The sequence below is a fragment of the Streptomyces sp. NPDC014861 genome (assembly GCF_043081625.1).
GTDB lineage: Bacteria > Actinomycetota > Actinomycetes > Streptomycetales > Streptomycetaceae > Streptomyces.
On record NZ_JBIBWV010000006.1, the window covers coordinates 198,580 to 221,696 of the forward strand.

The 23,117-nt window shown below is 73.7% G+C and carries 21 protein-coding genes; 16 read left to right on the forward strand and 5 right to left on the reverse strand.

Features of this window, described 5'->3' with window-relative positions:
* Positions 1 to 31: 31 nt before the first annotated feature.
* A complete protein-coding gene (locus tag ACF1BN_RS15305; protein ID WP_392332097.1) occupies positions 32 to 376 on the reverse strand; it encodes an SsgA family sporulation/cell division regulator in 345 nt (114 codons plus the stop codon).
* A gap of 190 nt (positions 377 to 566) precedes the next feature.
* On the opposite strand from ACF1BN_RS15305, the gene ACF1BN_RS15310 reads away from it, so the two are divergent.
* From ACF1BN_RS15310 to ACF1BN_RS15330, 5 genes are read left to right on the forward strand one after another with little or no spacing between them, the layout of a single operon-like run.
* A complete protein-coding gene (locus ACF1BN_RS15310) occupies positions 567 to 1,613 on the forward strand; it encodes an energy-coupling factor ABC transporter permease (protein WP_392332098.1) in 1,047 nt (348 codons plus the stop codon).
* A gap of 1 nt (position 1,614) precedes the next feature.
* Entirely contained in the window at positions 1,615 to 2,376 is a 762-nt protein-coding gene (gene cbiQ, locus ACF1BN_RS15315) for a cobalt ECF transporter T component CbiQ (protein WP_392332099.1), read from the forward strand.
* A 15-nt stretch (positions 2,377 to 2,391) separates the two neighbouring features.
* Complete coding sequence (locus ACF1BN_RS15320) at positions 2,392 to 3,138, forward strand: energy-coupling factor ABC transporter ATP-binding protein (RefSeq protein ID WP_392332100.1); 747 nt, start codon at positions 2,392 to 2,394, stop codon at positions 3,136 to 3,138.
* A 42-nt stretch (positions 3,139 to 3,180) separates the two neighbouring features.
* Entirely contained in the window at positions 3,181 to 4,341 is a 1,161-nt protein-coding gene (locus ACF1BN_RS15325; protein ID WP_392332101.1) for a serine hydrolase domain-containing protein, read from the forward strand.
* A 7-nt stretch (positions 4,342 to 4,348) separates the two neighbouring features.
* Complete coding sequence (locus ACF1BN_RS15330) at positions 4,349 to 5,086, forward strand: SDR family NAD(P)-dependent oxidoreductase (protein WP_392332102.1); 738 nt, start codon at positions 4,349 to 4,351, stop codon at positions 5,084 to 5,086.
* A gap of 22 nt (positions 5,087 to 5,108) precedes the next feature.
* Here the strand turns inward: ACF1BN_RS15330 and ACF1BN_RS15335 are convergent, their stop codons facing one another.
* From ACF1BN_RS15335 to ACF1BN_RS15345, 3 genes are all read right to left on the reverse strand, one after another.
* Positions 5,109 to 5,954, reverse strand: coding sequence for an EamA family transporter (locus tag ACF1BN_RS15335; RefSeq protein ID WP_392332103.1), 846 nt, complete (start codon positions 5,952 to 5,954; stop codon positions 5,109 to 5,111).
* On the reverse strand, positions 5,951 to 6,451 hold the full coding sequence (locus ACF1BN_RS15340) for a YbaK/EbsC family protein (RefSeq protein WP_392332104.1): 501 nt from the start codon (positions 6,449 to 6,451) through the stop codon (positions 5,951 to 5,953). The genes ACF1BN_RS15335 and ACF1BN_RS15340 overlap by 4 nt, the downstream gene beginning before the upstream one ends.
* 306 nt (positions 6,452 to 6,757) lie before the next feature.
* Positions 6,758 to 8,386 (reverse strand): penicillin-binding transpeptidase domain-containing protein, encoded by a 1,629-nt coding sequence (locus ACF1BN_RS15345; RefSeq protein WP_392332105.1) that lies wholly within the window; start codon positions 8,384 to 8,386, stop codon positions 6,758 to 6,760.
* 238 nt (positions 8,387 to 8,624) lie between these two features.
* On the opposite strand from ACF1BN_RS15345, the gene ACF1BN_RS15350 reads away from it, so the two are divergent.
* Genes ACF1BN_RS15350 through ACF1BN_RS15360 form a run of 3 tightly spaced genes read left to right on the forward strand, consistent with a single transcriptional unit; the run spans position 8,625 to position 12,075 of the window.
* Positions 8,625 to 9,143 carry a hypothetical protein gene (locus tag ACF1BN_RS15350; protein WP_392332106.1) on the forward strand — a complete coding sequence of 173 codons (519 nt, stop codon included), beginning with the start codon at positions 8,625 to 8,627 and terminating at the stop codon, positions 9,141 to 9,143.
* Complete coding sequence (locus tag ACF1BN_RS15355; protein WP_392332107.1) at positions 9,143 to 11,446, forward strand: hypothetical protein; 2,304 nt, start codon at positions 9,143 to 9,145, stop codon at positions 11,444 to 11,446. Before ACF1BN_RS15350 ends, ACF1BN_RS15355 begins: the two co-directional genes overlap by 1 nt.
* Positions 11,447 to 11,448: 2 nt before the next feature.
* Positions 11,449 to 12,075 (forward strand): hypothetical protein, encoded by a 627-nt coding sequence (locus ACF1BN_RS15360; protein WP_392332108.1) that lies wholly within the window; start codon positions 11,449 to 11,451, stop codon positions 12,073 to 12,075.
* Positions 12,076 to 12,133: 58 nt separating this feature from the next.
* On the opposite strand, the gene ACF1BN_RS15365 is transcribed toward ACF1BN_RS15360, so the two are convergent.
* Positions 12,134 to 13,891, reverse strand: coding sequence for a dolichyl-phosphate-mannose--protein mannosyltransferase (locus ACF1BN_RS15365; RefSeq protein ID WP_392332109.1), 1,758 nt, complete (start codon positions 13,889 to 13,891; stop codon positions 12,134 to 12,136).
* A 92-nt stretch (positions 13,892 to 13,983) separates the two neighbouring features.
* Here ACF1BN_RS15365 and rsmI point away from each other — a divergent pair, with 92 nt between their 5' ends.
* From rsmI to ACF1BN_RS15405, 8 genes are all read left to right on the forward strand, one after another.
* Positions 13,984 to 14,829 (forward strand): 16S rRNA (cytidine(1402)-2'-O)-methyltransferase, encoded by an 846-nt coding sequence (gene rsmI, locus ACF1BN_RS15370; RefSeq protein WP_376604516.1) that lies wholly within the window; start codon positions 13,984 to 13,986, stop codon positions 14,827 to 14,829.
* A gap of 173 nt (positions 14,830 to 15,002) precedes the next feature.
* Positions 15,003 to 15,422, forward strand: a complete 420-nt coding sequence (locus ACF1BN_RS15375; protein WP_392332110.1) for a hypothetical protein — start codon at positions 15,003 to 15,005, stop codon at positions 15,420 to 15,422.
* Between the two features lie 69 nt (positions 15,423 to 15,491).
* Complete coding sequence (locus ACF1BN_RS15380; protein WP_376604520.1) at positions 15,492 to 16,361, forward strand: TatD family hydrolase; 870 nt, start codon at positions 15,492 to 15,494, stop codon at positions 16,359 to 16,361.
* A 173-nt stretch (positions 16,362 to 16,534) separates the two neighbouring features.
* Positions 16,535 to 17,872, forward strand: a complete 1,338-nt coding sequence (locus ACF1BN_RS15385) for a ubiquitin-like domain-containing protein (RefSeq protein ID WP_392332111.1) — start codon at positions 16,535 to 16,537, stop codon at positions 17,870 to 17,872.
* A gap of 35 nt (positions 17,873 to 17,907) precedes the next feature.
* Complete coding sequence (gene rsmA / locus ACF1BN_RS15390) at positions 17,908 to 18,780, forward strand: 16S rRNA (adenine(1518)-N(6)/adenine(1519)-N(6))-dimethyltransferase RsmA (protein ID WP_392332112.1); 873 nt, start codon at positions 17,908 to 17,910, stop codon at positions 18,778 to 18,780.
* On the forward strand, positions 18,777 to 19,700 hold the full coding sequence (locus tag ACF1BN_RS15395) for a 4-(cytidine 5'-diphospho)-2-C-methyl-D-erythritol kinase (RefSeq protein ID WP_392332113.1): 924 nt from the start codon (positions 18,777 to 18,779) through the stop codon (positions 19,698 to 19,700). Before rsmA ends, ACF1BN_RS15395 begins: the two co-directional genes overlap by 4 nt.
* Before the next feature lie 160 nt (positions 19,701 to 19,860).
* A complete protein-coding gene (locus ACF1BN_RS15400; protein WP_392332114.1) occupies positions 19,861 to 21,153 on the forward strand; it encodes an acyltransferase in 1,293 nt (430 codons plus the stop codon).
* 73 nt (positions 21,154 to 21,226) lie between these two features.
* Positions 21,227 to 23,035: an ABC-F family ATP-binding cassette domain-containing protein gene (locus ACF1BN_RS15405; RefSeq protein WP_392332115.1), complete on the forward strand. Its 1,809-nt coding sequence runs from the start codon at positions 21,227 to 21,229 to the stop codon at positions 23,033 to 23,035.
* The last annotated feature ends 82 nt before the right edge of the window (positions 23,036 to 23,117 follow it).

Genomic DNA, 23,117 nt, shown 5'->3' on the forward strand with positions numbered 1-23,117 from the left:
GGGACGGGGAGCCCGACGCGGCCGTACGCCGTCAGCGCGTCGTCAGCGACGTGCTGACGGCGTACGTGTGCTCCAGGAAGCGGTTCAGGGCGACGGTGTCGAACTGGACGACCGCGACCTCGTCCCGGCCGTGGAACTCCACCACGGTCTGCACCCGCCCGCACGGCCAGACCGCTATGTCGCCTCGGTGCGCGGGATCCCGCAGCCCGTCCTCCAGGAGGGCGCGGGGGAAGGACCACTCGACCCCGCCGGGGAGGACGAAGCGGACGGTCGCGGGGGAGAAGCCGGGGTCGTAGCGGAGGGTCACGGGTACGGCCCGGGCGACCGGCGCGTCGCCGACCAGACGGCCTCGGGCGCGGTCCTCGACGACGGGCATCGACGGCTCCTCACGTAGGGCTGTGATTTGCTACTCAATGTCGCATTCTTCCCCTGTGGGAGCGTGGTCACTCCCGAAGCGGCCGGACAGTGTCCGTCCTCACACGCCTGCCCCGTGCTCCCGTCCCTACGCCATCTTGTGATGTGGGCGCTCTTGCGAGTCATTTGCAGGAGCGCTCATCATTCGGGTCGTGCATGTACCTGACGGATTCATCAACGCCCCCGTATCGGCCGTCGCAGGCGTCGTCGCCGCGGGCGCCGTCGCCGTGAGCCTGCGCGGCGCGCGTCACGAGCTCGGCGAGAGGGCGGCGCCCCTCGCCGGCCTCGTCGCCGCCTTCGTCTTCGCCGTCCAGATGCTGAACTTCCCGGTCGCCGCGGGCACCAGCGGCCACCTCCTCGGCGGCGCGCTCGCCGCGATCCTCGTCGGACCCTGGACCGGCGTCCTCTGCATCGCCGTCGTCCTGCTCATGCAGGGCGTCCTCTTCGCCGACGGCGGCCTCACCGCCCTCGGCGTCAACATCGTCGTCATGGGCGTGGTGACCGTCGTCGTCGCCCACTTCCTCTTCCGCGGTCTGCGGGCCGTGCTGCCCCGCACCCGCGGCGGCCTCACCGCCGCGGCCTTCGTCGCCGCGCTCGTCTCCGTACCGGCCTCCGCCGCCGCCTTCACCCTGCTCTACGCCATCGGCGGCACCACCGACGTGCCGATCGGCAAGGTCCTCACCGCCATGCTCGGCGTCCACGTCCTCATCGGCATCGGCGAGGCCGCCATCACCGCCCTCACCGTCGGCGCCGTCCTCGCCGTCCGCCCCGACCTCGTGCACGGCGCCCGCGGCCTCACCGCCCCGCTGAAGCTCCGGGTCGACGGCGAGCTGGTCGACGCGGCCCCGGCCGAGGACGCGCCCGCCACCGCGCCGGGCTCCCCGAGGAAGGTGTGGATCGGCGGCGTCGTCACCGCCCTCGTCCTCGCCGGCGTCGTCTCCTTCTACGCCTCCCAGAGCCCCGACGGCCTGGAGAAGGTCGCCGCCGACCAGGGCATCGACGCCAAGGCGGAGGAGTACGAGCACGCCACCGCCGGCTCCCCGCTCGCCGACTACGAGATCGACGGCATCGGGATCAAGCGCCTCTCCGGCGGCCTCGCCGGAGTGATCGGCGTCGGCCTCACCCTCGCCGTCGGCACCGGCGCCTTCTGGGCCGTCCGCCGCCGCAGGCGGGCGGCCGACACCGGCGCTCAGGTCTGACATGGGAGCGGGGCACGCGCACACCCTGTACCGGCGAGGCGACTCGCCGGTGCACCGCCTGCCCCCGCACACCAAGCTCGCCGCCGTCCTCGGCTTCGTCCTGGTCGTCGTCACCACCCCGCGCGAGGCCGTCTGGGCCTTCGCCGGCTACGCGGCCCTGATCGGCGCGGTCGCCGCCGTCGCCCGCGTCCCCGCCGGCTTCCTCCTCCGGCGGCTCGCCATCGAGCTCCCCTTCGTCGGCTTCGCCCTGCTCATGCCCTTCGTGGTCCCCGGCGAGCAGACCGAGCTCCTCGGCGTCCCCGTCAGCGTCCCCGGCCTGTGGGGCGCCTGGAACATCCTCGCCAAGGGCACCCTCGGCGTCGCCGCCTCCGTGCTCCTCGCCGCCACCACCGAACTCCGCGCCCTGGTCCTCGGCCTCCAGCGCCTCGGCCTGCCGTCGCTGCTCGTCCAGATCGCCTCCTTCATGATCCGGTACGGCGACGTCATCACCGACGAGCTGCGCCGCATGTCCGTCGCCCGCCGCTCCCGCGGCTTCGAGGCGCGCGGCGTCCGCCACTGGGGCGTCCTCGCCAAGACCGCCGGCGCGCTCTTCATCCGCTCGTACGAGCGCGGCGAACGCGTCCACCTCGCCATGGTCAGCCGCGGCTACACCGGCACCATGCCGCTCCTCGACGAACGCCCCACCACCCGCGCCCAGTGGACGACGGCCCTGGCGCTCCCGCTGGCCGCCCTTCCGCTCTGCCTCCTCGCCCTCCTGGGCTGAACCGGGACGACCACCATGACCAGCACCCCCTCCCTCGACGTCCGCGGCCTCGCCTACGCCTACCCCGACGGCCACCAGGCCCTCTTCGGCGTGAACCTCACCATCGGACGGGGCGAGCGGGTCGCCCTCCTCGGGCCCAACGGCGCGGGCAAGACCACCCTCGTCCTCCACCTCAACGGCATCCTCGCCGCCGGCGCGGGCAGCGTCACCGTCGCCGGGCTCCCCGTCGGCAAGAAGCACATGGCGGAGATCCGGCGGAAGGTCGGCATCGTCTTCCAGGACCCCGACGACCAGCTCTTCATGCCGACCGTCCGCGAGGACGTCGCCTTCGGCCCGGCCGCGGCGGGGCTGCGCGGCGCCGAGCTGGACGCGGTCGTGGAGCGGGCGCTGGAACGGGTCGGCATGGCCGCCTACGCGGACCGGCCCCCGCACCACCTCTCCTTCGGCCAGCGGCGCCGGGTCGCCGTCGCCACCGTCCTCGCCACCGAGCCCGAGATCCTCGTCCTCGACGAGCCGTCCTCCAACCTGGACCCGGCCTCCCGCCGCGAGCTCGCCGACGTGCTGCGCTCCCTCGACGTCACCGTCCTCATGGTCACCCACGACCTGCCGTACGCCCTGGAGCTCTGCCCGCGCGCGCTGGTCCTCAGCGAGGGCGTGATCGCCGCGGACGGCCCGACCCGCGCACTCCTCTCCGACGAGGAGCTCATGACCCGCCACCGGCTCGAACTGCCCTTCGGTTTCGTGCCGGGTTCCGTCGCCTGAGACCATGGGACCCGTTCGTACGAAAGGGTGAAGGTGGGTCGGGTGGACGTCCAGGGCACGGTGGCGCCGGGCTGGGAGCCGGTCGCGGAGGCGTTCCGGCGCAACTTCGAGGAGCGCGGCGAGAAGGGCGCGGCGGTCGCCGTCCACCGCGACGGCGCCAAGGTCGTCGACCTGTGGGCCGGCACCAAGGACGCCGACGGCACGGAACCCTGGGAGGAAGGCACCGCGCAGGTGGTCCGCTCCGCCACCAAGGGCGTCGCCGCCGCCGTCCCGCTCCTCCTCCACCAGCGCGGCCGGATCGACCTGGACGCCCCGGTCGCCACCTACTGGCCCGAGTTCAAGGCGGCCGGCAAGGACCGGGTGTCGGTACGGCAGCTCCTCGCCCACCAGGCCGGCGTCCCCGTCCTCGACCGCCCCCTCACCCTCGCCGAGGCCCTCGACCCGGAGGCGTCCACCGCGGCCGTCGCCGCCCAGGCGCCCGTCTGGGAGCCCGGCACCGCCCACGGCTACCACGCCCACACCTTCAGCTGGCTCCTCTCCGGCCTCGTCCACCGCGTCACCGGCCGCACCATCGGCCGCTGGGTCGCGGAGGAGGTGGCCGCCCCGCTGGACCTGGACCTCTGGATCGGCCTCCCCGGGACGGAGACCCACCGCGTCGGCCGCCTCGCCCCGGTCGAGGCCCCCGAGGACCGCGGCGCCCTCCGCCTCCGCCCCAAGCGCTCGGTCACGGAGGCGTGGCAGGACCCCGCCTCCCTCACCCGCCGCGCCTTCGAGGTCATCACCCCCCGGCCCGACGAGAACGCCCCGGCCTACCGCGCCGCCGAACTCCCCGGCTCGGCCGGCGTCGCCACCGCCCGCGCCCTCTCCCGCTTCTACGCCGCCACCCTCGGCCCCCTCGCCGACGGCGCCCCCCGCCTCTTCGCCCCCGCGACCCTGGCCCTGGCCCGCACCGAGGAGTCCGCGGGCCCCGACCGGGTCCTCCTCGTCTCCACCCGCTTCGGCCTCGGCCACATGCTCCACGGCCCCGCCTCCCCCCTCCTCGGCCCCACCTCCTTCGGCCACCCCGGCCGCGGCGGCTCCCTCGCCTTCGCCGACCCCGACTCCGGCACCGCCTTCGGCTACGTCACCAACGGCATGCGGAAGACCGTCACCTCCGATCCCCGGGCCCAGGCCCTGGTGAGGGCGGTCAAGTCCCTGCTCTGATGGGGGCATGAACCGTTTCGAGGGACGCACGGCACTGATCACGGGCGCGGGCAGCGGCATCGGCGCGGCGACCGCCCGCCGGCTCGCGGCGGAGGGCGCGCTGGTCCTCGTCACCGACATCGACGAGGAGGCGGCCCGCACGGTGGCGGCGGACCTCCCGCACGCCACGGCGCTGCGCCTGGACGTCACCGACCGCGCGGCCATCGACCGCGTGATCGGCGCACTGCCCGCCCTCCACGCCCTCGTCAACAACGCCTTCGTCCCCTTCACCGACGACCCCGACGAGAACTGGCGCCGCCAGCTCGACGGCACCCTCCTCGGCGCCGTCCACTGCTCCCGCGCCGCGCTCCCGCACCTGGCCGCCACCGCCGGCGCGATCGTCACCATCGGCTCCGTCAACGCGGAGGCCGACTTCGGCGACCACGCCTACAGCGCCGCGAAGGCCGCCCTCGGCTCCTTCACCCGCACCCTCGCCGGCGAGGCGGCGCCCCTGGGCGTCCGCGTCAACCAGATCAACCCCGGCACCATCGACACCCCCTCCTGGGCCGGCCGCGAGGCGTCCCTGGCGGAACTGGGCGCCCGCGCCTACCCCCTGGGCCGGGTGGGCACCCCCGAGGACATCGCCGCCGCCGTCGCCTTCCTGGCCTCCGCCGACGCGGCCTGGATCACCGGCACCACGCTCCGCGTCGACGGCGGCCTCCTCGCCGTCAACCGGCACTTCCGCGAGATCCTCGCCGACGGGTGAGCGAGGAGCGGCCGACGGCCGCTCAGGTGACGTGCAGCATCAGGCCGATGCCCGCCACCATCAGGCCGGCCGCGGCGATCCTCGGACCGCCGAAGCGTTCCTTGAAGAAGAGGGCGCCGATGGCCGCGCCGACGATGATCGAGGACTCGCGCAGGGCGGCGACGGGGGCGAGGGGCGCCCGCGTCTGCGCCCACAGGACGAGGGCGTAGGCGGCGACCGACAGGGCCGCGCCGAGCAGGCCGCGCGCCGCGTGCGGGCGGAGCGCGGGGAGGAGCGCGCGGCGGCGGACCGCCAGGGCGTACACCGGGATGACCAGGCCCTCCAGGAGCATCAGCCAGGCGATGTAGCCGAGCGTGGTGCCCGAGGCGCGGACGCCGACGCCGTCGACGACCGTGTACAGGGCGATGGAGAGGCCGGTGGCGAGGGCGGCGAGCAGCGCCGGCCGGTCCGCGCCCTTCCCGCGGACGCCCCACAGCGCGAGCCCCGTCAGGCCCGCGCAGGCGACGGCCACGCCGAGGAGCTGCCAGGCGTCCGGCACCTCGTGGACGAAGACGGCCGCGAGCAGCGTCACCACCAGCGGGGCCGTACCGCGCGCGATCGGGTACATCTGCCCGAAGTCCCCCAGCGTGAAGGACTTCATCAGCAGCGCGTAGTACGCGACGTGCAGGGCCGCCGAGGCGAGCAGGTACGGCCACGCCCCGGCGGCGGGGACGGGGACGAAGGGGACGAGCGCCAGGCCGATCAGGGCCCCGCCGCCCGCGATGAGCGTGAAGGAGACCAGCTGGTCGCGGATGTGGTGGGCGAGGGCGTTCCACGACGCGTGCGTGACCGCCGCGAGCAGCACCACGCACGCGACCAGCGGCGTCACGCCGTACGCCCGCGGCTCTCGCGCACGTCCGCGAGGGTCGCGCCCGCGTGGGCGATCAGCTCCTTCGGGGGCAGCGCGAAGACGGAGTGCGGGGTGCCGGCCGCGGCCCACACCAGGGCGTGGTCGAGCAGGCCCTCGTCGGCCAGCACGCGGGTCCGGGTGCGGTGCCCGAAGGGCGGGACGCCGCCGATCGCGTACCCGGTCGTCTCCCGCACCACGCGCGCGTCCGCCCGCGTGACCTCCCCGGCGCCCAGCGCCTCCCGCACCCGCTCGACGTCCACCCGCGAGGCCCCGTCCATCAGGACGAGCACCGGGACGCCGTCGGCGGCGAAGATCAGCGACTTCACGATCTCGGAGACCCGGCAGCCGATGGCGTCGGCGGCCTGCTGGGCGGTGCGCGTCTCGTCCGGGAAGCGGCGGACCTCGACGTCGAGGCCCAGCTCGGCGAGAGCGGCGGCGAACTGCGGGTGGGCGGCGGAGCCGGCGTCGGTCGTCATGCCCGCACGGTAGCGGTGGTTGTACGAGCCACGCGACGCGTTTCGGTGCGTGGACCTCCGCCGCCCCGGCCCCGGCCCTCCGCCCCAGGGCCGTACCCCCGGCCTCCGCCCCCGGGTCGAACCCCCGGCATCCGCCCCGGGTCGAACCCCCGGCATCCGGCGGGGAGCCGCCCCCGGCCCTCCGCCCCCGGCCCTCCGCCCCAGGGCCGTACCCCCGCACCCCCGGCCCTCCGCCCCCGGGTCGCGCCCCCGCACTCCGGCCGTGCGCCGCCCCCCCGTAGCCGGGCCTCCGCCCCGGTCACCGGCTCAGTCCGCCTTCAGGACCTCCGCCACCACCGGGCCGGCCGCGTCGCTGCCGTGGCCGCCGGCCTGGACGACGGCCGCGGCGGCGAGGTCGCCGGAGTAGCCGGTGAACCAGCTGTTGGAGTCCTGGCCCTCGACCTCCGCCGAGCCCGTCTTCGCGCCCTTCGGCGACGGCACGCCGGCCATCGCCTCCAGCGCGGTGCCGTTCGAGGCGGTGGCCGCCGCGCGCATCATCGTCCGCAGCCCCTCCGCGACCTCGCCCGGCAGCGGCTCGGCCTCGGCGAACTCCCGTCCGTCCGCGTCTCGCGGGACCAGATACGGCTGGCGGAAGCGGCCGTCCTTCACCGTCGCCGAGACCGACGCCATGTTGAGCGCGTTCATGGTGATCCTGCCCTGGCCGATGTAGGACGCCGCCGTCTCGGACCCGGTGGACTCGGGCACGGACCCGTCGGTGGTCTGCACGCCGACGGACCACACCTCGCCGATGCCGAACCACTTGCGGGCGGTGTCGCCGAGCGCGGTGTTGTGCACGCCCTCGTCCTTCAGCGGGGTGATCGCCTTGATGAAGGCGGTGTTGCAGGACATGGCGAACGCGTTGGTGAGGTCGCCGCTGGTGGTGAAGCGTTCGAGGTTCTCGAAGCGGGTCCCGTCCCACAGCACGTCCGGCGGACACTGCACCGGCGTCCCCGGCCGGGCCACCCCGTACCGCATCATCATCGCCGCCGTCACGATCTTCATCGTGGAGCCGGGGGCCTGCTTGCCCAGGAAGGCGGTGTTGTAGCCCGAGGCCGGGTTGTTGGCGACCGCCCGGATCGCGCCCGTCGACGGCTCGACGGCGGCGACGGCCGTCTCCGGGAACCGCTTCACCGCCTTCTCGGCCGCCGCCTGCACGCCCGCGTCGATCGTCGTCCGCAGCTCGCCCGGCTTCCCGGCGGCCAGCACGAGGAGCGTGCCGCCCGGGTTGCCGTTCGCGTCCTCGATCCAGGTCTCGACGCCGGGCTTCCCGCCGGCCTCGGCGCCGTACCGCTGCCGCAGCGCGTCCAGGACGGGCACCAGCGACGGGTACTTCCCGGGCGGCAGCGCGACGCCCTTGTGGTCGAGCGCCTTCACCGCCGGGATCTTCGCCGTGCCGGTCCGCAGCGTGGCGCCGGCCGTCAGCTTCGGGTGCAGGACGGCGGGCGTCCACCGCACCAGCGGCCGGCCGGTCGACTCGCCGCGGACGACGCCCAGGCTCGACCGGTACGTCCAGGGCTTCGACACCCCGTCGTACGTCACCGTCGCCTTCACCGTGAACGGAACCGTCGTCCCGGTCGGCGTCCCGGCCGTGATCACCGCCTCCGAGACCCCGCCGCCCTCGCGGTACGCGGCGACCGCCGGGCCCGCCGTCACCGGGTCGTTCGTCAGCTGACCGGCCCGGTCGGCCTCCCCGGCCGCCCAGGCCGCGAGGAAGTCCCGCGCGGTCGCGGTGACCTCCTCCTCCGTCAGCGGTCCGGTCCGCGGCGCCGACCGCGTCCCGACGTCCGGCGAACCGCCGGTGACACCGTTCCAGAGGTTGTACCCCCCGTACCCCACCCCGCCGGCGACGACGAGGAACACTCCTCCGACCAGTCCGACCTTGGCTCCACTGCGCATGATGTGGGTTCCCCTCCCCGTGTGGACCATCGAGTCAAGCAGCCGCCACCGACACCGGTCGAGCGGGACCGGGTCACATCTGTCATCTCCACCGCAAACGGAATTTTCCCTTGCGAAGGAACCATGAAGGTGTCCGAACCCCGGTACCGGCTGTGGTGTCGCGCGTCTTCGTCCCTAGGATGCCGTGCAGCGTTGCTACCGCATCGACGGTCCGGCGGGGCGAATGGGAGGAGTCACCATGGCGTGGGACGAATGGAACCAGCTCAAGGCGGAGGCCGGAGCCTCCTCGACCCGGATGCGGCTCAACGGCGTGCCGGACGAGCCGGACGGCAAGCGGGAGTCGTCCAACCGCCAGGGCGACCTCAAGGTCGTCAACGAGCACCTCGCCAAGATCGGCGACCACGCCTTCGGGCTCTACAACCGCCTGTGGCGCGAGGCCCGCGTCGCCGAGACCTCCACCGGCTCCGCCGCCTCCGACCTCTCCGGCCAGGGCTTCGAGCTGGGCGGCGCGCTCAGCCACGTCTCCATCCGGTGGGACTCCGCGCTGGCCGACCTCATGGACGCCTGCGCCCACATCTCGAACCACATGGACTACACGAAGAACGCCCACGCCGGCGACGAGACCTTCATCCAGCGCCGCCTGAGCAGCATCGCCACGCTCGACGCCGGCTTCGACGAGCGGGCGTCCGAGCCCGGCAAGCCGAACAAGGTGTACGGCGAGAAGGACGACAAGGGCGACAAGAAGGACGGCGAGTGATGGACTTCGACACCCTGCTGCACGCCAAGTTCGGCACGCTCGACGCGGCGCTGACCGACTGGAACACCCAGGTCACCAACCTGGAGAAGCTGGAGAAGGACGCGAGCCAGGGCCTGAAGGGCGCCGCCGCCAAGGCCGACTGGCAGGGCGTCAACTCGCAGGTCGGGCGGAAGTTCATCGACAAGACCGCCGGCGAGTTCGCCGACGCGCACACCCAGGCCACCTCCATCCGCAACATCCTCCGCGACACCCTCGGCGAGCTGAAGAAGGCCAAGACCGACCTGGAGGGGGCCATCGCCACGGCCCGGCTCCAGATGGTCTCCGTCGTCCCCTCCGGGAAGAACTTCATGGCCAAGGCCATGGACGGCGACGCGGGCAAGGACGTCAAGCAGAGCACCGTCGACGGGGTGCGCGACCAGATCGACCGGATCATCGCCGCCGCCCGCGAGAGCGACAGCTCCGCCGCCAAGGTCCTGCGCGCCCTCGTCGACCAGGCCGACAAGGGCTTCGGCGACGCCAAGTACGCCGACCGGGACCAGGCCGCCGACGCGATGAGGACCGCCGAGAACCTCGCGGCCCTGGCGAAGAAGGACCCGAGCAAGCTGACGGCGGCCGAGTTCGACACGCTGCTCGCCGGCCTCACCAAGTACCACGGCGACGACCTCTTCTCCTCCACCTTCGCCCACAAGCTCGGCGCCCAGGGCACCCTCGACTTCTGGGCCGGCCTCAACGACGCGAACAGCCGGGACCAGCCCGCCGACGGCAAGCGCCTCGACCAGTACAAGGACCTCCAGAAGCAGCTGAGCCTCACCCTCGCCAACGCCACGCAGAGCGCGAGCCCCGACATGACGCGCTGGAAGTTCGACATGCTCCAGGCCGTGGAGAAGCCGATCGGCCCCGGCAACGGCATCTCCGGCTACGTCGTGATGAGCAACCTCATGCGCGCGGGCGACTACGAGGACGACTTCCTCGGCAGCTACGGCCGCAACATGCTCTCCCACGAGCAGGAGGGCGTACGCGAGGGCCGCCGCCCGGAACAGATCTGGGGCTACAACGGCGGCGGCCTCTGGCCCCACCTCAACTCCACCGGCACCGACTTCGGCTTCGACCCGATGACCGGCTACATGAAGGCCCTCTCCAACAGCCCGGACGCCGCCACCGCGTTCTTCTCCCAGGAGTTCATCGCCAAGGACACCGAGAACAACCCCTTCAAGCGCGACACCGACAACGACGGCAACAAGGGCCACATCGGCCTCTCCAACTTCCAGTACCTCTTCGAGGAGCGGGAGTGGATGCAGGACCAGGACTCGGAGGGCGAGGACAGCATCTCCGGCAAGAACTACCTCGCCGCGGCCCTGGAAGCCGCCACGACGGGCCACCCGGCCGGCGAACTCCCGACCTCCGCGACCGCCGTCCACACCGAGGACCAGGCCAAGCTCTACGGCGAGATCGTCAAGTCCGTCTCCGAGGTCCCCTCCCGCCTCACCGACAACAGCTTCATGTCGGACAGCATGGGCCAGATCTCGGCGGAGTACATGGCGGACATCCACCGGGGGCTGCGGGCGGGCGACGCCGGCGAGGAGAAGCTCTACCCGATCGCGGGAGCGACCGCGCCCCTCAACGAGCAGGACCTCACCCGCTTCCTGTACACCGTGGGACAGAACCCCGAGGGCTACGCCGCCGTCAGCGTCGGCCAGCACGCCTACACGGCGGGCATGCTGGAGTACCACTTCGCCCACCCCGACGCGTTCGTCGACGAGAAGGGCAACACCCCCGCGCAGAACCTGGAGAAGGCCACCAGCGCCGTCGCGCACAACGCCGGCGAGATCCAGGGCATGCTGGGCGCCGGCCGCGCGTACGCCTCCGAGCTGGACGCCGGCAACAAGGACGCCGAGTTCAACGACGCCATCACGAAGGCCGGCGAGCTCGGCGAGTCCCTCGTGGGCATCGGCGTCGGCGCCGCCACCGCCTCGGCCGTCGGCCCGGGCGCGGTCATCGCCGGCGGCGCGGCGGAGACGGTCGCGGGCGAGATCATCGGAAGCCTCACCGAGGGCCTGATGAAGGACAGCTCGGGCGAGGTCATCTACCGCAACGGCGAGGAGATCAACGCGACCCGCGAGTCGACCTTCGCCCTCGTGGAGAAGGCCGCCCAGGACTCGGAGAAGAAGACCGGCGTCTCCTACCCGAGCGTGGTGTCCTCGATCGCGGGACAGACCGAAGCGGGCTTCACCTCCGCCCAGACCAACATCCGCGACTACTGCGAGGGCGTGGGCGTCCCGAACGCGCTGGAGAAGGACAAGTGAGCATGACGTCGAGGAAGCGCGGAACCATTGCGCTCGCGGTGTGCCTGGTGCTGGTCGCCGCCTGGGCGGCGATCAGCTACGCCACGAACACCCCGCCCTTCAAGAAGCCGAAGGGGACGGTCGAGGCGGCCGACCTCTGCCCGTCGTGGGGGGACTCGCAGGAGGCGGCCGACCTCCTGAACCGACTGCTGCCGTACGGCGCGGAGTACCGGGTCTCCCTGGAGGAAGGCACCCCCCGGGGCGGCGGCGAGACCGACCTGCGCCACACGTCCAGCTGCTCCGTCAGCGGCGACGGCCGCCGCATGCTCCTGGTGCGCACGGAGATGGCCTCCTGGAGCGGCGAGAAGGCGTGGCAGGACGAGGTGCTCGGCAACACCGACGGACGGGAGCCCACGGCGTTCGACGCCGGCCGCTGGGCCTTCACCACCACCCCGGAGAACCTGCGGGCCGGAGCGGTCTTCTCCGCCTGTCTGCAGCCCGAGGACGCCGGCCTGAGCACCACTGTCCAGCTGTCGGCCCCCGCCCCGGCCGACCGCCTCGACGACCTCCGCCGCCTCACCGAGCTCGCGGCCGAGGCGGCCCACGAGGCGGCCCGCTGCACGCTCCCCGCGGACACCCCGCGCCCGTAGGAAGCCGAAGAGGGAGGGCCCGACCGCCGGTCGGGCCCTCCCTCTCGCGTTCTCCCCGCTAGATCCAGGTGTCCAGCCACATCCTGGCCCGCCACTGGTCCATCGGGATCGGCGTCGCCGTGTAGATCGGCCAGAAATAGATGAAGTTCCAGACGATCAGCAGGACCAGGCAGCCCGCCGCCACCGCGCCCAGGGTGCGGCGTCTCTCCGAGGCGCCCTTCGGGCCGATGATCGCGCCGATCATCATGGCGACCGCGAGGCACAGGTAGGGGATGAAGACGACGGCGTAGAAGAGGAAGATCGTGCGTTCCTGGTAGAGGAACCAGGGGACCCAGCCGGCGGCCACCGCGCAGGCGATCGCGCCGGCCCGCCAGTCGCGGCGGAAGGCCCAGCGCCACAGGACGTACAGGAGGGCGAAGCAGGCGGCCCACCACAGGAGCGGGGTGCCGAGGGCCAGGATCTCCTGGGCGCACTTCTCCGTGGCGGAGGAGGGGCAGCCGGCGGTGCCGGGGGCGGGGGACTCGTAGAAGTAGGAGACCGGGCGGCCGAGGACGATCCAGGACCACGGGTTCGACTCGTACGTGTGGGGCGAGGTGAGCCCCACGTGGAACTTGTACACCTCGTGCTCGTAGTGCCACAGGCTGCGCAGCCAGTCCGGCAGCCAGGACCAGACGCCGGGGCCGCCGGGCAGGGCGTCCTGCTTCGCGGCCCAGTCGCGGAAGTAGCCCTTGTCGCCGGCGATCCAGCCGGTCCAGGTCACCAGGTACGTCACCAGCGCCACCGGCACCACCGACACGAACGCCGGCACGAGGTCCCGCTTGAGGACCGCGAGGTACGGGCGGACGGCGCCGGCCGTGCGCCGGGCGCCCACGTCCCACAGGACGGTCATCAGGCCGAACGCCGCCATGACGTACAGGCCGTTCCACTTGGTGGCCGCCGCCAGGCCCAGCATGACGCCGGCCGCGATCCGCCAGGGCCGCCGGCCGAGCCGCAGCCGTTCCGCGAGGTCCGCGTCGGGCCTCAGCACCCCCTCCTCGTCCTCCGGGAGCGCCGCGGCGAGCCGTTTCCGGGTCCGGTCCCGGTCCAGGACCAGGCAGCCGAAGGCGGCGAGGACGAAGAACATCAGCACCTGGTCGAGGAGCGCGGTGCGGCTCATCACGAAGTGCAGGCCGTCGACGGCCAGCAGCAGGCCGGCGAGGCAGCCGAGGAAGGTCGAGCGGAACAGCCTGCGGCCGATCCGGCAGAGCATCAGGACGGACAGCGTCCCGAGCAGCGCCACCATGAACCGCCAGCCGAACGGTTCGAAGCCGAAGATCTTCTCGCCGACGCCGATCACCCACTTGCCCATCGGCGGATGGACGACATAGCCGGGGTCGGTCGGGATGGCGACGGCGTCGGGGTTCGCCAGGATCGACTTGTCGACGTCCTTGGGCCACGCCCCCTCGTACCCCTGGTTGATCAGGGCCCACGAGTCCTTGGCGTAGTACGTCTCGTCGAATATCACCGCGTGCGGCTTGCCCAGGTTCCAGAACCGGAGCACGCCCGCGACGGTCGCCACCAGCAGCGGCCCGCCCCACGCGGCCAGCCGCCACAGCCGGTCCGCCGCGGCCGGGCCGAGCCCGAGCAGCGACATGACCCTCTCCGAGGGCCGGGTGTACGGCGGGTCGAGCCGGTCCCGCAGTCCGATGGAGAGCGTGCCGGTGGCGGGCGGACGATAGCCGAAGCGACGCAGCCGGAGCTGCCACGAAGACGGCTCGGCCACGTTCGGTGCCATCGCGATCTGGCCCTCCAGGGCCTCGGGTGCGGTACGGGTCACCGCGCCATCGTAGGGACTGCGCCTGTGCGCGTCGCCTGTCCGGGCGGTGAGGGTGTCCCCGAGCAGCCGCTCCGGGCTGGGAGGATGGCGGGGTGACAGGAACGCTGGTACTCGCAGGCACCCCCATCGGCGACATCGCGGACGCCCCGCCCCGGCTCGTCGCCGAGCTGGAGGGCGCGGACGTCGTCGCCGCAGAGGACACCCGCCGGCTGCGCGGGCTGACCCGGGCGCTCGGCGTGCACACGACCGGCCGGGTCGTCTCGTACTTCGAGGGGAACGAGTCCGCCCGCACGCCCGAGCTGGTCGAGGCGCTGACCGGCGGCGCCCGGGTGCTGCTGGTGACCGACGCGGGCATGCCGTCCGTCTCCGACCCCGGCTACCGGCTGGTGGCCGCCGCGGTCGAGGCCGGCATCAAGGTGACCGCGGTCCCCGGCCCGTCCGCCGTGCTCACCGCGCTCGCGCTCTCCGGGCTGCCGGTCGACCGGTTCTGCTTCGAGGGGTTCCTCCCGAGGAAGGCGGGCGAGCGCCTCGGCCGCCTCAAGGAGGTCGCGGCCGAGCGGCGGACCCTCGTCTACTTCGAGGCCCCGCACCGGCTCGACGACACCCTCGACGCGATGGCCGAGGTCTTCGGCGCCGAGCGCCGCGCCGCCGTCTGCCGCGAGCTGACCAAGACGTACGAGGAAGTGAAGCGCGGCCCGCTGGCCGAGCTGGCGGCCTGGGCGAAGGACGGCGTACGCGGCGAGATCACGGTCGTCGTCGAGGGCGCCCCGGAGACCGGACCGGAGGAGCTGGACGCGGCCGAGCTGGTGCGCAGGGTGCGGGTGCGCGAGGAGGCGGGGGAGCGGCGCAAGGAGGCCATCGCGGCGGTCGCCGCCGACGCGGGGCTGCCCAAGCGCGAGGTGTTCGATGCCGTCGTGGCGGCAAAGAACGCGTCCTGAAAAGGCTCGGGAAACGGTAAAGGACTAGGGTTTGAGGTAAAGCCGAATCCGCTGCCGGGAGCCTTTGCGGAGCCTTTGGCAAGGGAACGCCAAAAACCGCTTCATGCTTTCCTCCGCGCTGATGCGCTCCGGCCCGAAAAGGCGTCCACTGGGACCAGTGGAGAGGAGCTGGCATGAGCGAGACCACCGGCACCGGAACGCCCGTCGCGCATGAGGCGTACGCCTTCGCCTGCATGAGGTGCGGGTACGGCTGGGAGCAGTCCTACGACATCGAGCACCACACGGACGCCCGCGGTCAGGCGTTCGTCGTCTACAAGGCGGACGGGGAGCGGGTGCCGTCCCCGCTCTCGAATCCGACCTGCATGAACTGCGGCGGCCACGTGGTGCGGATCATGCGCGCCGGCCAGGTGTCCACCGTGCTCGACCTGATCGCGTCGATGGAGCACCACGGGCGCGGCGCGAAGGAGACTCCGCCGGTCTCGGCGGCCGGACCGGTGGGACAGGAACTGACCGAGGGCGACGAGGACCGGCCCCCGGTCCCGCACCACTGGCACCTGTCCGACCTGCTCCACCCCTTCCGCTCCCGCCGCTGAGGAGCCGCCGGGGGCGGCACGCGTCGACCGCCGCGCGGACCCGCTCATGGCCCTCGTACGATCGGGGCCATGAGTTCCAAGGACGCCCCGCCGCCGCTGCCCGAACCCCTGCTGGTCGAGGTCGCGGACTCGCACACCCACCTGGACATGCAGTCGGGCACGGTCGAGGAGGCGCTGACCAAGGCGGCCGCCGTCGGTGTGACGACGGTCGTTCAGGTCGGCTGCGACGTGAAGGGCTCCCGGTGGGCCGCCGAGACCGCGGAGCGGTACGAGCACGTGCACGCGGCGGTCGCCCTGCACCCCAACGAGGCCCCCAGGATCGTCCTGGGCGATCCCGACGGCTGGTCGCGTCAGGGAGCCCGGGACGCGGGCGGTGACGCGGCGCTCGACGACGCGCTCGCCGAGATCGACCGGCTCGCCGCCCTCCCGCACGTCCTCGGCGTCGGCGAGACCGGGCTCGACTTCTTCCGCACCGGCCCCGAGGGCATGGCCGCGCAGGAGCGTTCCTTCCGCGCCCACATCGAGATCGCCAAGCGCCACGGCAAGACCCTCGTCATCCACGACCGGGAGGCCCACGCCGACGTGCTGCGCGTCCTCGACGAGGAGGGCGCCCCCGAGCGGACCGTCTTCCACTGCTACTCCGGCGACGCCGCCATGGCCGAGATCTGCGCCGCCAAGGGCTACTACATGTCCTTCGCCGGCAACGTGACCTTCAAGAACGCCCAGCCGCTGCGCGACGCGCTCGCCGTCGCCCCGCTCGACCTCGTCCTCGTCGAGACCGACGCCCCCTTCCTCACCCCGGCGCCCTTCCGGGGCCGCCCCAACGCCCCGTACCTGATCCCGGTCACCGTCCGGGCGATGGCCGAGGTGCGCGGCATCGACGAGAACGCGATGGCCGAGGCGATCGCGGTGAACACGGCCCGAGCCTTCGACTACTGAGCGGGTGCGGCCCCCGCCGGCACCCCGGCCCCCGGCCCTCGGCGCCCGGCCCTCGCCCCCCGGCCCCTCGCCCCCCGGCGCCCGGTGGGGACCATCACCGATCCATAACGGTTACGTGTGGTAGTCGCGTCGTTTTGGAGAGTGACCGGCCGCGGGGCTAGGGTCCCGGCCTCGTGAGCACTTCCCAGGGCAGTCACCGCGCCGGACGGCGGGGGGCGGCGGCCACGCTGCCCGTCCACGAGCAGCCCACCCAGGCGGCGCCCCTCGTCCCGCCGCCCGGCGCGGTCCTCGGCGCGGCCCACGGCACGGCCCCCGCGCCCGCCCCCGGCACGCCCGCCCCCGGCACGCCCGTCCCCGCGCAGGGCCGGGCCGCCGGCCGGCGCGCGGCCCGGCGACGCAAGCCCGCCCGTACCGCCGCCGGGGACGGGCTGCGCCGGCTCGTCCCGCAGGCCCTCGTCGTCGCCTTCCTCGCCGGCGGCACCACCGCCTTCGTCGCCGACGACAAGGCGATCCGGCTCTCCGTCGACGGCGTCCCCCGCACCCTGCACACCTTCGCCGACGACGTGGACGAGCTCCTCGCCGACGAGGGCCTCACCGTCGGCGCCCACGACCTCGTCGCCCCCGCCCCCGGCACGCCGCTGGCCAGCGGCGACGAGCTGGTCCTCCGGTACGGCCGGCCGGTCGCCCTCACCCTCGACGGACACCGCCGCCAGGTGTGGACCACCGCCGACACCGTCGAGGGCGCCCTGCGCCAGCTCGGCGTCCGCGCCGAGGGCGCCCATCTCTCGGTCTCCCGCTCCGCCGCGATCTCCCGCGGCGGCCTCGCCCTCGACGTCCGCACCGAGCGCGCGGTCACCTTCCTCGCCGACGGACGCGAGCGGACCGTCCGCACCAACGCGGCCACCGTCGGCGAGGCCCTCGACGAGGCCGGCATCACCCTCGGGGGCGAGGACACCACCTCCGTGCCCCGGGAGACCTTCCCCCGCGACGGCCAGACCATCACCGTGCTGCGGATCACCGGCTCCACCCAGACCCGCGAGGAGGCGATCCCGTACGCCGTCGAGCGCGTCCGCGACCCCGCCCTGTTCGCCGGCACCGAGGTCGTCGACCGGCAGGGCGTACCGGGCCTGCGCCGGATCACGTACCACCTCCGGTCCGTCAACGGCGTCCGGCAGAAGCCCCGCCGCACCGGCGAGGAGATCGTCCGCGAGCCGGTCTCCCGCAAGGTCCGCGTCGGCACCCGCGCGCTGCCCTCCTCCGTCGCCGGCGCCGACGGCCTGGACTGGGGCGCCCTCGCCGCCTGCGAGTCCGGCGGCCGCCCGACCGCCGTCGACCCCTCCGGCACCTACGGCGGCCTCTACCAGTTCGACCCCGGCACCTGGCGCTCCCTCGGCGGCTCCGGCGTCGCCCAGGACGCCCCCGCCGCCGAGCAGACCTTCCGCGCCAAGAAGCTCTACGTGCAGCGCGGCGCGGGCCCCTGGCCGCACTGCGGGCGCAGGCTCCTCGGATGAGGCCCGCCCCTCCGGACAGGGCCTAGGCTGTACCGGTGAGCACCACCACCGGCCCCGACGGCCCCGACGCCCTCCTCGGCCCCGCCGACATCCGTGAGCTGGCCGCCGCCCTCGGCGTGCGCCCCACGAAGCAGAAGGGCCAGAACTTCGTCATCGACGCCAACACCGTCCGGCGCATCGTCCGCACCGCGGGCGTGCGCCCGGAGGACGTGGTCGTCGAGGTGGGGCCCGGACTCGGCTCCCTCACCCTGGCGCTCCTGGAGGCCGCCGACCGGGTGACCGCCGTCGAGATCGACGACATCCTCGCCGCCGCGCTGCCGGCGACGATCGCCGCGCGGATGCCGGAGCGCGAGGACCGCTTCGCGCTGGTCCACTCCGACGCCATGCTCGTCCAGGAGCTGCCGGGCCCGGCGCCGACCGCGCTCGTCGCCAACCTCCCGTACAACGTGGCCGTGCCCGTCCTGCTGCACATGCTCGACCGCTTCCCGACCATCGAGCGGACCCTCGTCATGGTCCAGGCCGAGGTCGCCGACCGGCTCGCCGCGGGACCGGGCAACAAGGTGTACGGGGTCCCCTCCGTCAAGGCCAACTGGTACGCCGAGGTCAAGCGGGCCGGCTCCATCGGCCGCAACGTCTTCTGGCCCGCGCCCAACGTCGACTCGGGCCTCGTCTCCCTGGTCCGCCGCGCCGAGCCGGTCGCGACCACCGCCGCCAAGGCGGAGGTCTTCGCGGTCGTCGACGCCGCCTTCGCCCAGCGCCGCAAGACCCTGCGGGCCGCCCTCGCGGGCTGGGCGGGCTCCCCGGCCGCCGCCGAGGAGGCCCTGGTGAAGGCCGGGATCTCGCCGCAGGCGCGCGGCGAGTCGCTGACGGTGGAGGAGTTCGCGCGGATCGCGGAGGCGAAGGCATGAACGGCGTGGACGGTACGCGGGACGCGCGGGGCGTGACCGTACGGGTCCCGGCCAAGGTCAACGTCCAGCTCGCGGTCGGCGCCGCCCGCCCCGACGGCTTCCACGACCTCGCCAACGTCTTCCTCGCCGTCTCCCTGTACGACGAGGTGACGGCGGTGCCCGCCGAGCGGCTCACGATCACCTGCGAGGGCCCCGACGCGGACCAGGTCCCCCTCGACCGCACCAACCTCGCCGCCCGCGCCGCGGAACTCCTCGCCGCCCGGCACGGCCTCTCCCCTGACGTCCACCTGCACATCGCCAAGGCCATCCCGGTCGCCGGCGGCATGGCCGGCGGCAGCGCCGACGGCGCCGGCGCGCTCCTCGCCTGCGACGCCCTGTGGGGCCTGGACACCCCCCGTGACGTGCTCCTGGAGATCTGCGCCGAGCTCGGCTCCGACGTGCCGTTCAGCCTCGTCGGCGGGGCGGCGCTCGGCACCGGCCGGGGCGAGAAGCTGACGGAGCTGCCGGTCGGCGGAGCCTTCCACTGGGTGTTCGCCGTCGCCGACGGCGGGCTCTCCACGCCGGCCGTGTACGGCGAGTTCGACCGCCTCACCGCGGGCACCGAGGTCCCCGAGCCGGCCGCGTCCCCGGCCCTCCTGGAGGCCCTGCGCACCGGCGACACCACGGCCCTCGCGGGCGCCCTCGCCAACGACCTCCAGGCCCCGGCGCTCTCCCTGCGCCCGTCGCTGGCCGCGACCCTGACGGCCGGCACGGAGGCGGGCGCCCTCGCCGCGCTGGTCTCCGGCTCGGGTCCGACGACGGCGTTCCTGGTGAAGGACGCGGAGGCCGCGGAGGCGGTCGCCGCCGCCCTCGTCGCCTCCGGCACCTGCCGCGCGGCGCACACGGCGACCTCCCCGGCGGCGGGCGCGACCCTGCTCTGACCCCGGCCTGGCGGCCCGGTCCGGCTTCGCGGCCGGTGCGTCCGGTCCGGCGCGGCTTCCGATCGCCCCGGCGCCCGCACGGTCCCTGAGGCCGTACTCACCCGCCGGTTGAGTATCCGCGCCCTGTCGGCGGCGGGGGGCCGCGCGGGACCTTACGGGCATGGGAATCAGCGCGCGTGAGCTCGCGGCGGCGACGCCGGCGAGCCGGGACCGGTACGTCGACCTGCTGCGGGTCGCCTCGCTCGCCGTCGTGGTGCTCGGGCACTGGCTGATGGCGGCCGTCACCGCCGACGGGCAGGTCGGGAACCTGCTCGCCGTCGTGCCCGGACTCCAGCCGGCGACCTGGGCGTTCCAGGTGATGCCGGTCTTCTTCTTCGTCGGCGGCTTCGCGCACGCCCTCGCCCACCGCTCACGCCCCCGGTACGCCGACTTCCTGCGGGCCCGGCTCCAGCGCCTGCTGCGGCCGACGATGGTGTTCGTCGGGGTGTGGGGAGCGGCCGCGCTGCTGCTCCAGCTCTCCGGCGCGGACGGCGGGCTCACCGGGGTCGCCCTGCGGCTGGTCACCCAGCCGCTCTGGTTCATCGGGATCTACCTCGCGATGGTGGCCTTCACCCCGCCGCTGCTGCGGCTGCACGAGCGCTGGGGATGGGGCGCGTTCGCCGCGCTCGCGGGCGGCGCCGTCGCCGTGGACGCGCTGCGGTTCGCGGCGGGCGTCCCCTTCGTCGAGTTCCTGAACTTCGCCTTCGTCTGGCTCGCCGTCCACCAGCTCGGCTTCCTCCGCGCCGACGGCATGATCCGCCGCCCGGCCGTGCTCGCCGCCGGGGGCCTCGCCGGCGCGACCGCGCTGGTGGCCCTCGGTCCGTACCCGCTGTCGATGGTGGGGATGCCAGGGGAGAAGGTGTCGAACATGGCGCCGCCGACCCTCGCCCTGCTCTGCCACGCCCTGTGGCTGGTCGGCGCCGTCGAACTGCTCAAGGGTCCGGGGACGCGGTTCGCCGCCCGCGCCGGGGTGTGGCGGGCGGTCGTCGCCGCCAACGGCATCGCGATGACCGCGTTCCTCTGGCACCTGACGGCGATGCTCGGGGTGTACGGGGCGCTGCTCGGCCTCGGCGCGGAGCTCCCGCCCCCCGCCACGGGCGCCTGGTGGGCGCAGGTCCCGCTGCGGTTCGCGGCCGCCGGGCTCCTCACGGCCCTGCTCGTCGCCGTCTTCCGCCGCTTCGAGGCCCCCGTCCCCGCCGCCCCGGCCACCGACCGGGGCGGCCCGCTCGCCGCCGTCGGCATCACGCTCGCCCTCCTCGGCGTGCTCGGCCTCTCCCTGACGGGCTTCGCGGGACTCCTCGACGGCCACTCGGCGACCCTCGTAGCCGTCCCCCTCACCGCCCCGGCGGCCGTCGCCCTGGCCCTGGCGGGATGGCTCCTGGTGGAGCGGGCCGGGCGGGCCGGACCGCGCTGACGGCGGCCCGGCGGGGGAGGGGCGCGGGGACGTACCCTGGGACGTCGATCGATCACCCCGCACTGGAGTCAACGTGGCCGTCAACCTCGTCAATGTCGAGAACGTCAGCAAGGTGTACGGCACCCGTGCCCTGCTCGACGGGGTCTCGCTCGGCGTGTCCGAGGGGGACCGGATCGGGGTCGTGGGGCGCAACGGCGACGGCAAGACCACCCTCATCCGGATGCTGGCGCGCCTGGAGGAGGCCGACACCGGCCGGGTCACGCACAGCGGCGGGCTGCGGATCGGGGTGCTCACCCAGCACGACTCCCTCGACCCCGGGGCCACCATCCGGCACGAGGTCATCGGCGTCATGGCCGACCACGAGTGGGCCGGCAGCGCCAAGATCCGCGACGTGCTCACCGGCCTCTTCGGCGGCCTCGACCTGCCCGGCTTCGAGCAGGGCCTCGACACCGTCATCGGCCCGCTCTCCGGCGGCGAGCGCCGCCGCATCGCGCTGGCCAAGCTGCTCATCGAGGAGCAGGACCTGCTCGTCCTCGACGAGCCGACCAACCACCTCGACGTCGAGGGCATCGCCTGGCTCGCCGGCCACCTCCAGGCCCGCCGCTCGGCGCTCGTCTGCGTCACCCACGATCGCTGGTTCCTCGACCAGGTCTGCACCCGCATGTGGGACGTGCAGCGCGGTGACGTCTTCGAGTACGAGGGCGGCTACTCGGACTACGTCTTCGCGCGTGCCGAGCGGGAGCGGATCGCCGCGACCGAGGAGGTCAAGCGGCAGAACCTGGTCCGCAAGGAGCTGGCCTGGCTGCGCCGCGGCGCCCCCGCGCGCACCTCCAAGCCCCGCTTCCGCATCGAGGCGGCCAACGCGCTCATCGCGGACGTGCCGGAGCCCCGTGACGCCAGTGAGCTGATGAAGTTCGCCAACGCGCGGCTCGGCAGGACGGTCTTCGACCTGGAGGACGTGACCGTCACCGCCGGTCCGAAGACGCTGCTCCAGCACCTCACCTGGCAGCTCGGCCCCGGCGACCGCGTCGGCCTCGTCGGTGTCAACGGCGCGGGCAAGACCTCACTCCTGCGGGCGCTGGCGGACGCGGCCGTCACACAGGGCGAGAAGCAGCCGCCGGCCGGCCGGATCGTCGTCGGCAAGACCGTGCGGCTCGCCTACCTCTCACAGGACGTCACCGAACTCCCCGCGCAGCTGCGGGTCCTGGAGGCCGTGCAGCAGATCCGCGACCGGGTCGACCTCGGCAAGGGCCGCGAGATGTCCGCCGGGCAGCTCTGCGAGCAGTTCGGCTTCGGCAAGGACAAGCAGTGGACGCCGGTCGGCGACCTCTCCGGCGGCGAGCGCCGCCGCCTCCAGCTGCTGCGCCTCCTCATGGACGAGCCGAACGTCCTCTTCCTCGACGAGCCCACCAACGACCTCGACATCGAGACCCTGACCCAGCTGGAGGACCTCCTCGACGGCTGGCCCGGCTCCATGGTCGTCATCTCCCACGACCGCTTCTTCCTGGAGCGCACCACCGACCGCACCTTCGCCCTGCTCGGCGACCGGACGCTGCGGATGCTGCCGCGCGGCATCGACGAGTACCTGGAGCGGCGCCGCCGGATGATCGAGACCGCGGCCCCGGCGACCGCGGCCCCGGCCGCGCAGCCCGCCGCCGCCGGCGTCTCCGCCGCCGACGCGCGCGCCGCGAAGAAGGAGCTGCAGAAGGTCGAGCGGCAGCTCGACAAGATCTCCGAGAAGGAGACGAAGCTGCACGCGCAGATCGCCGAGAACGCGACGGATTTCGCGAAGGTCGCGAAGCTCGACACCGAGTTGCGGGAACTCCAGGGAGAACGTGAAGAGTTGGAGATGCGCTGGCTCGAACTGGCGGAGAACGCATAACGAGGGCATCACGGACCGGTCCTCCCTTGGGCACAAGGGATGGACCGGTCGCTTTTGCGCCACCGGGTGAGTGGTAGAAAGA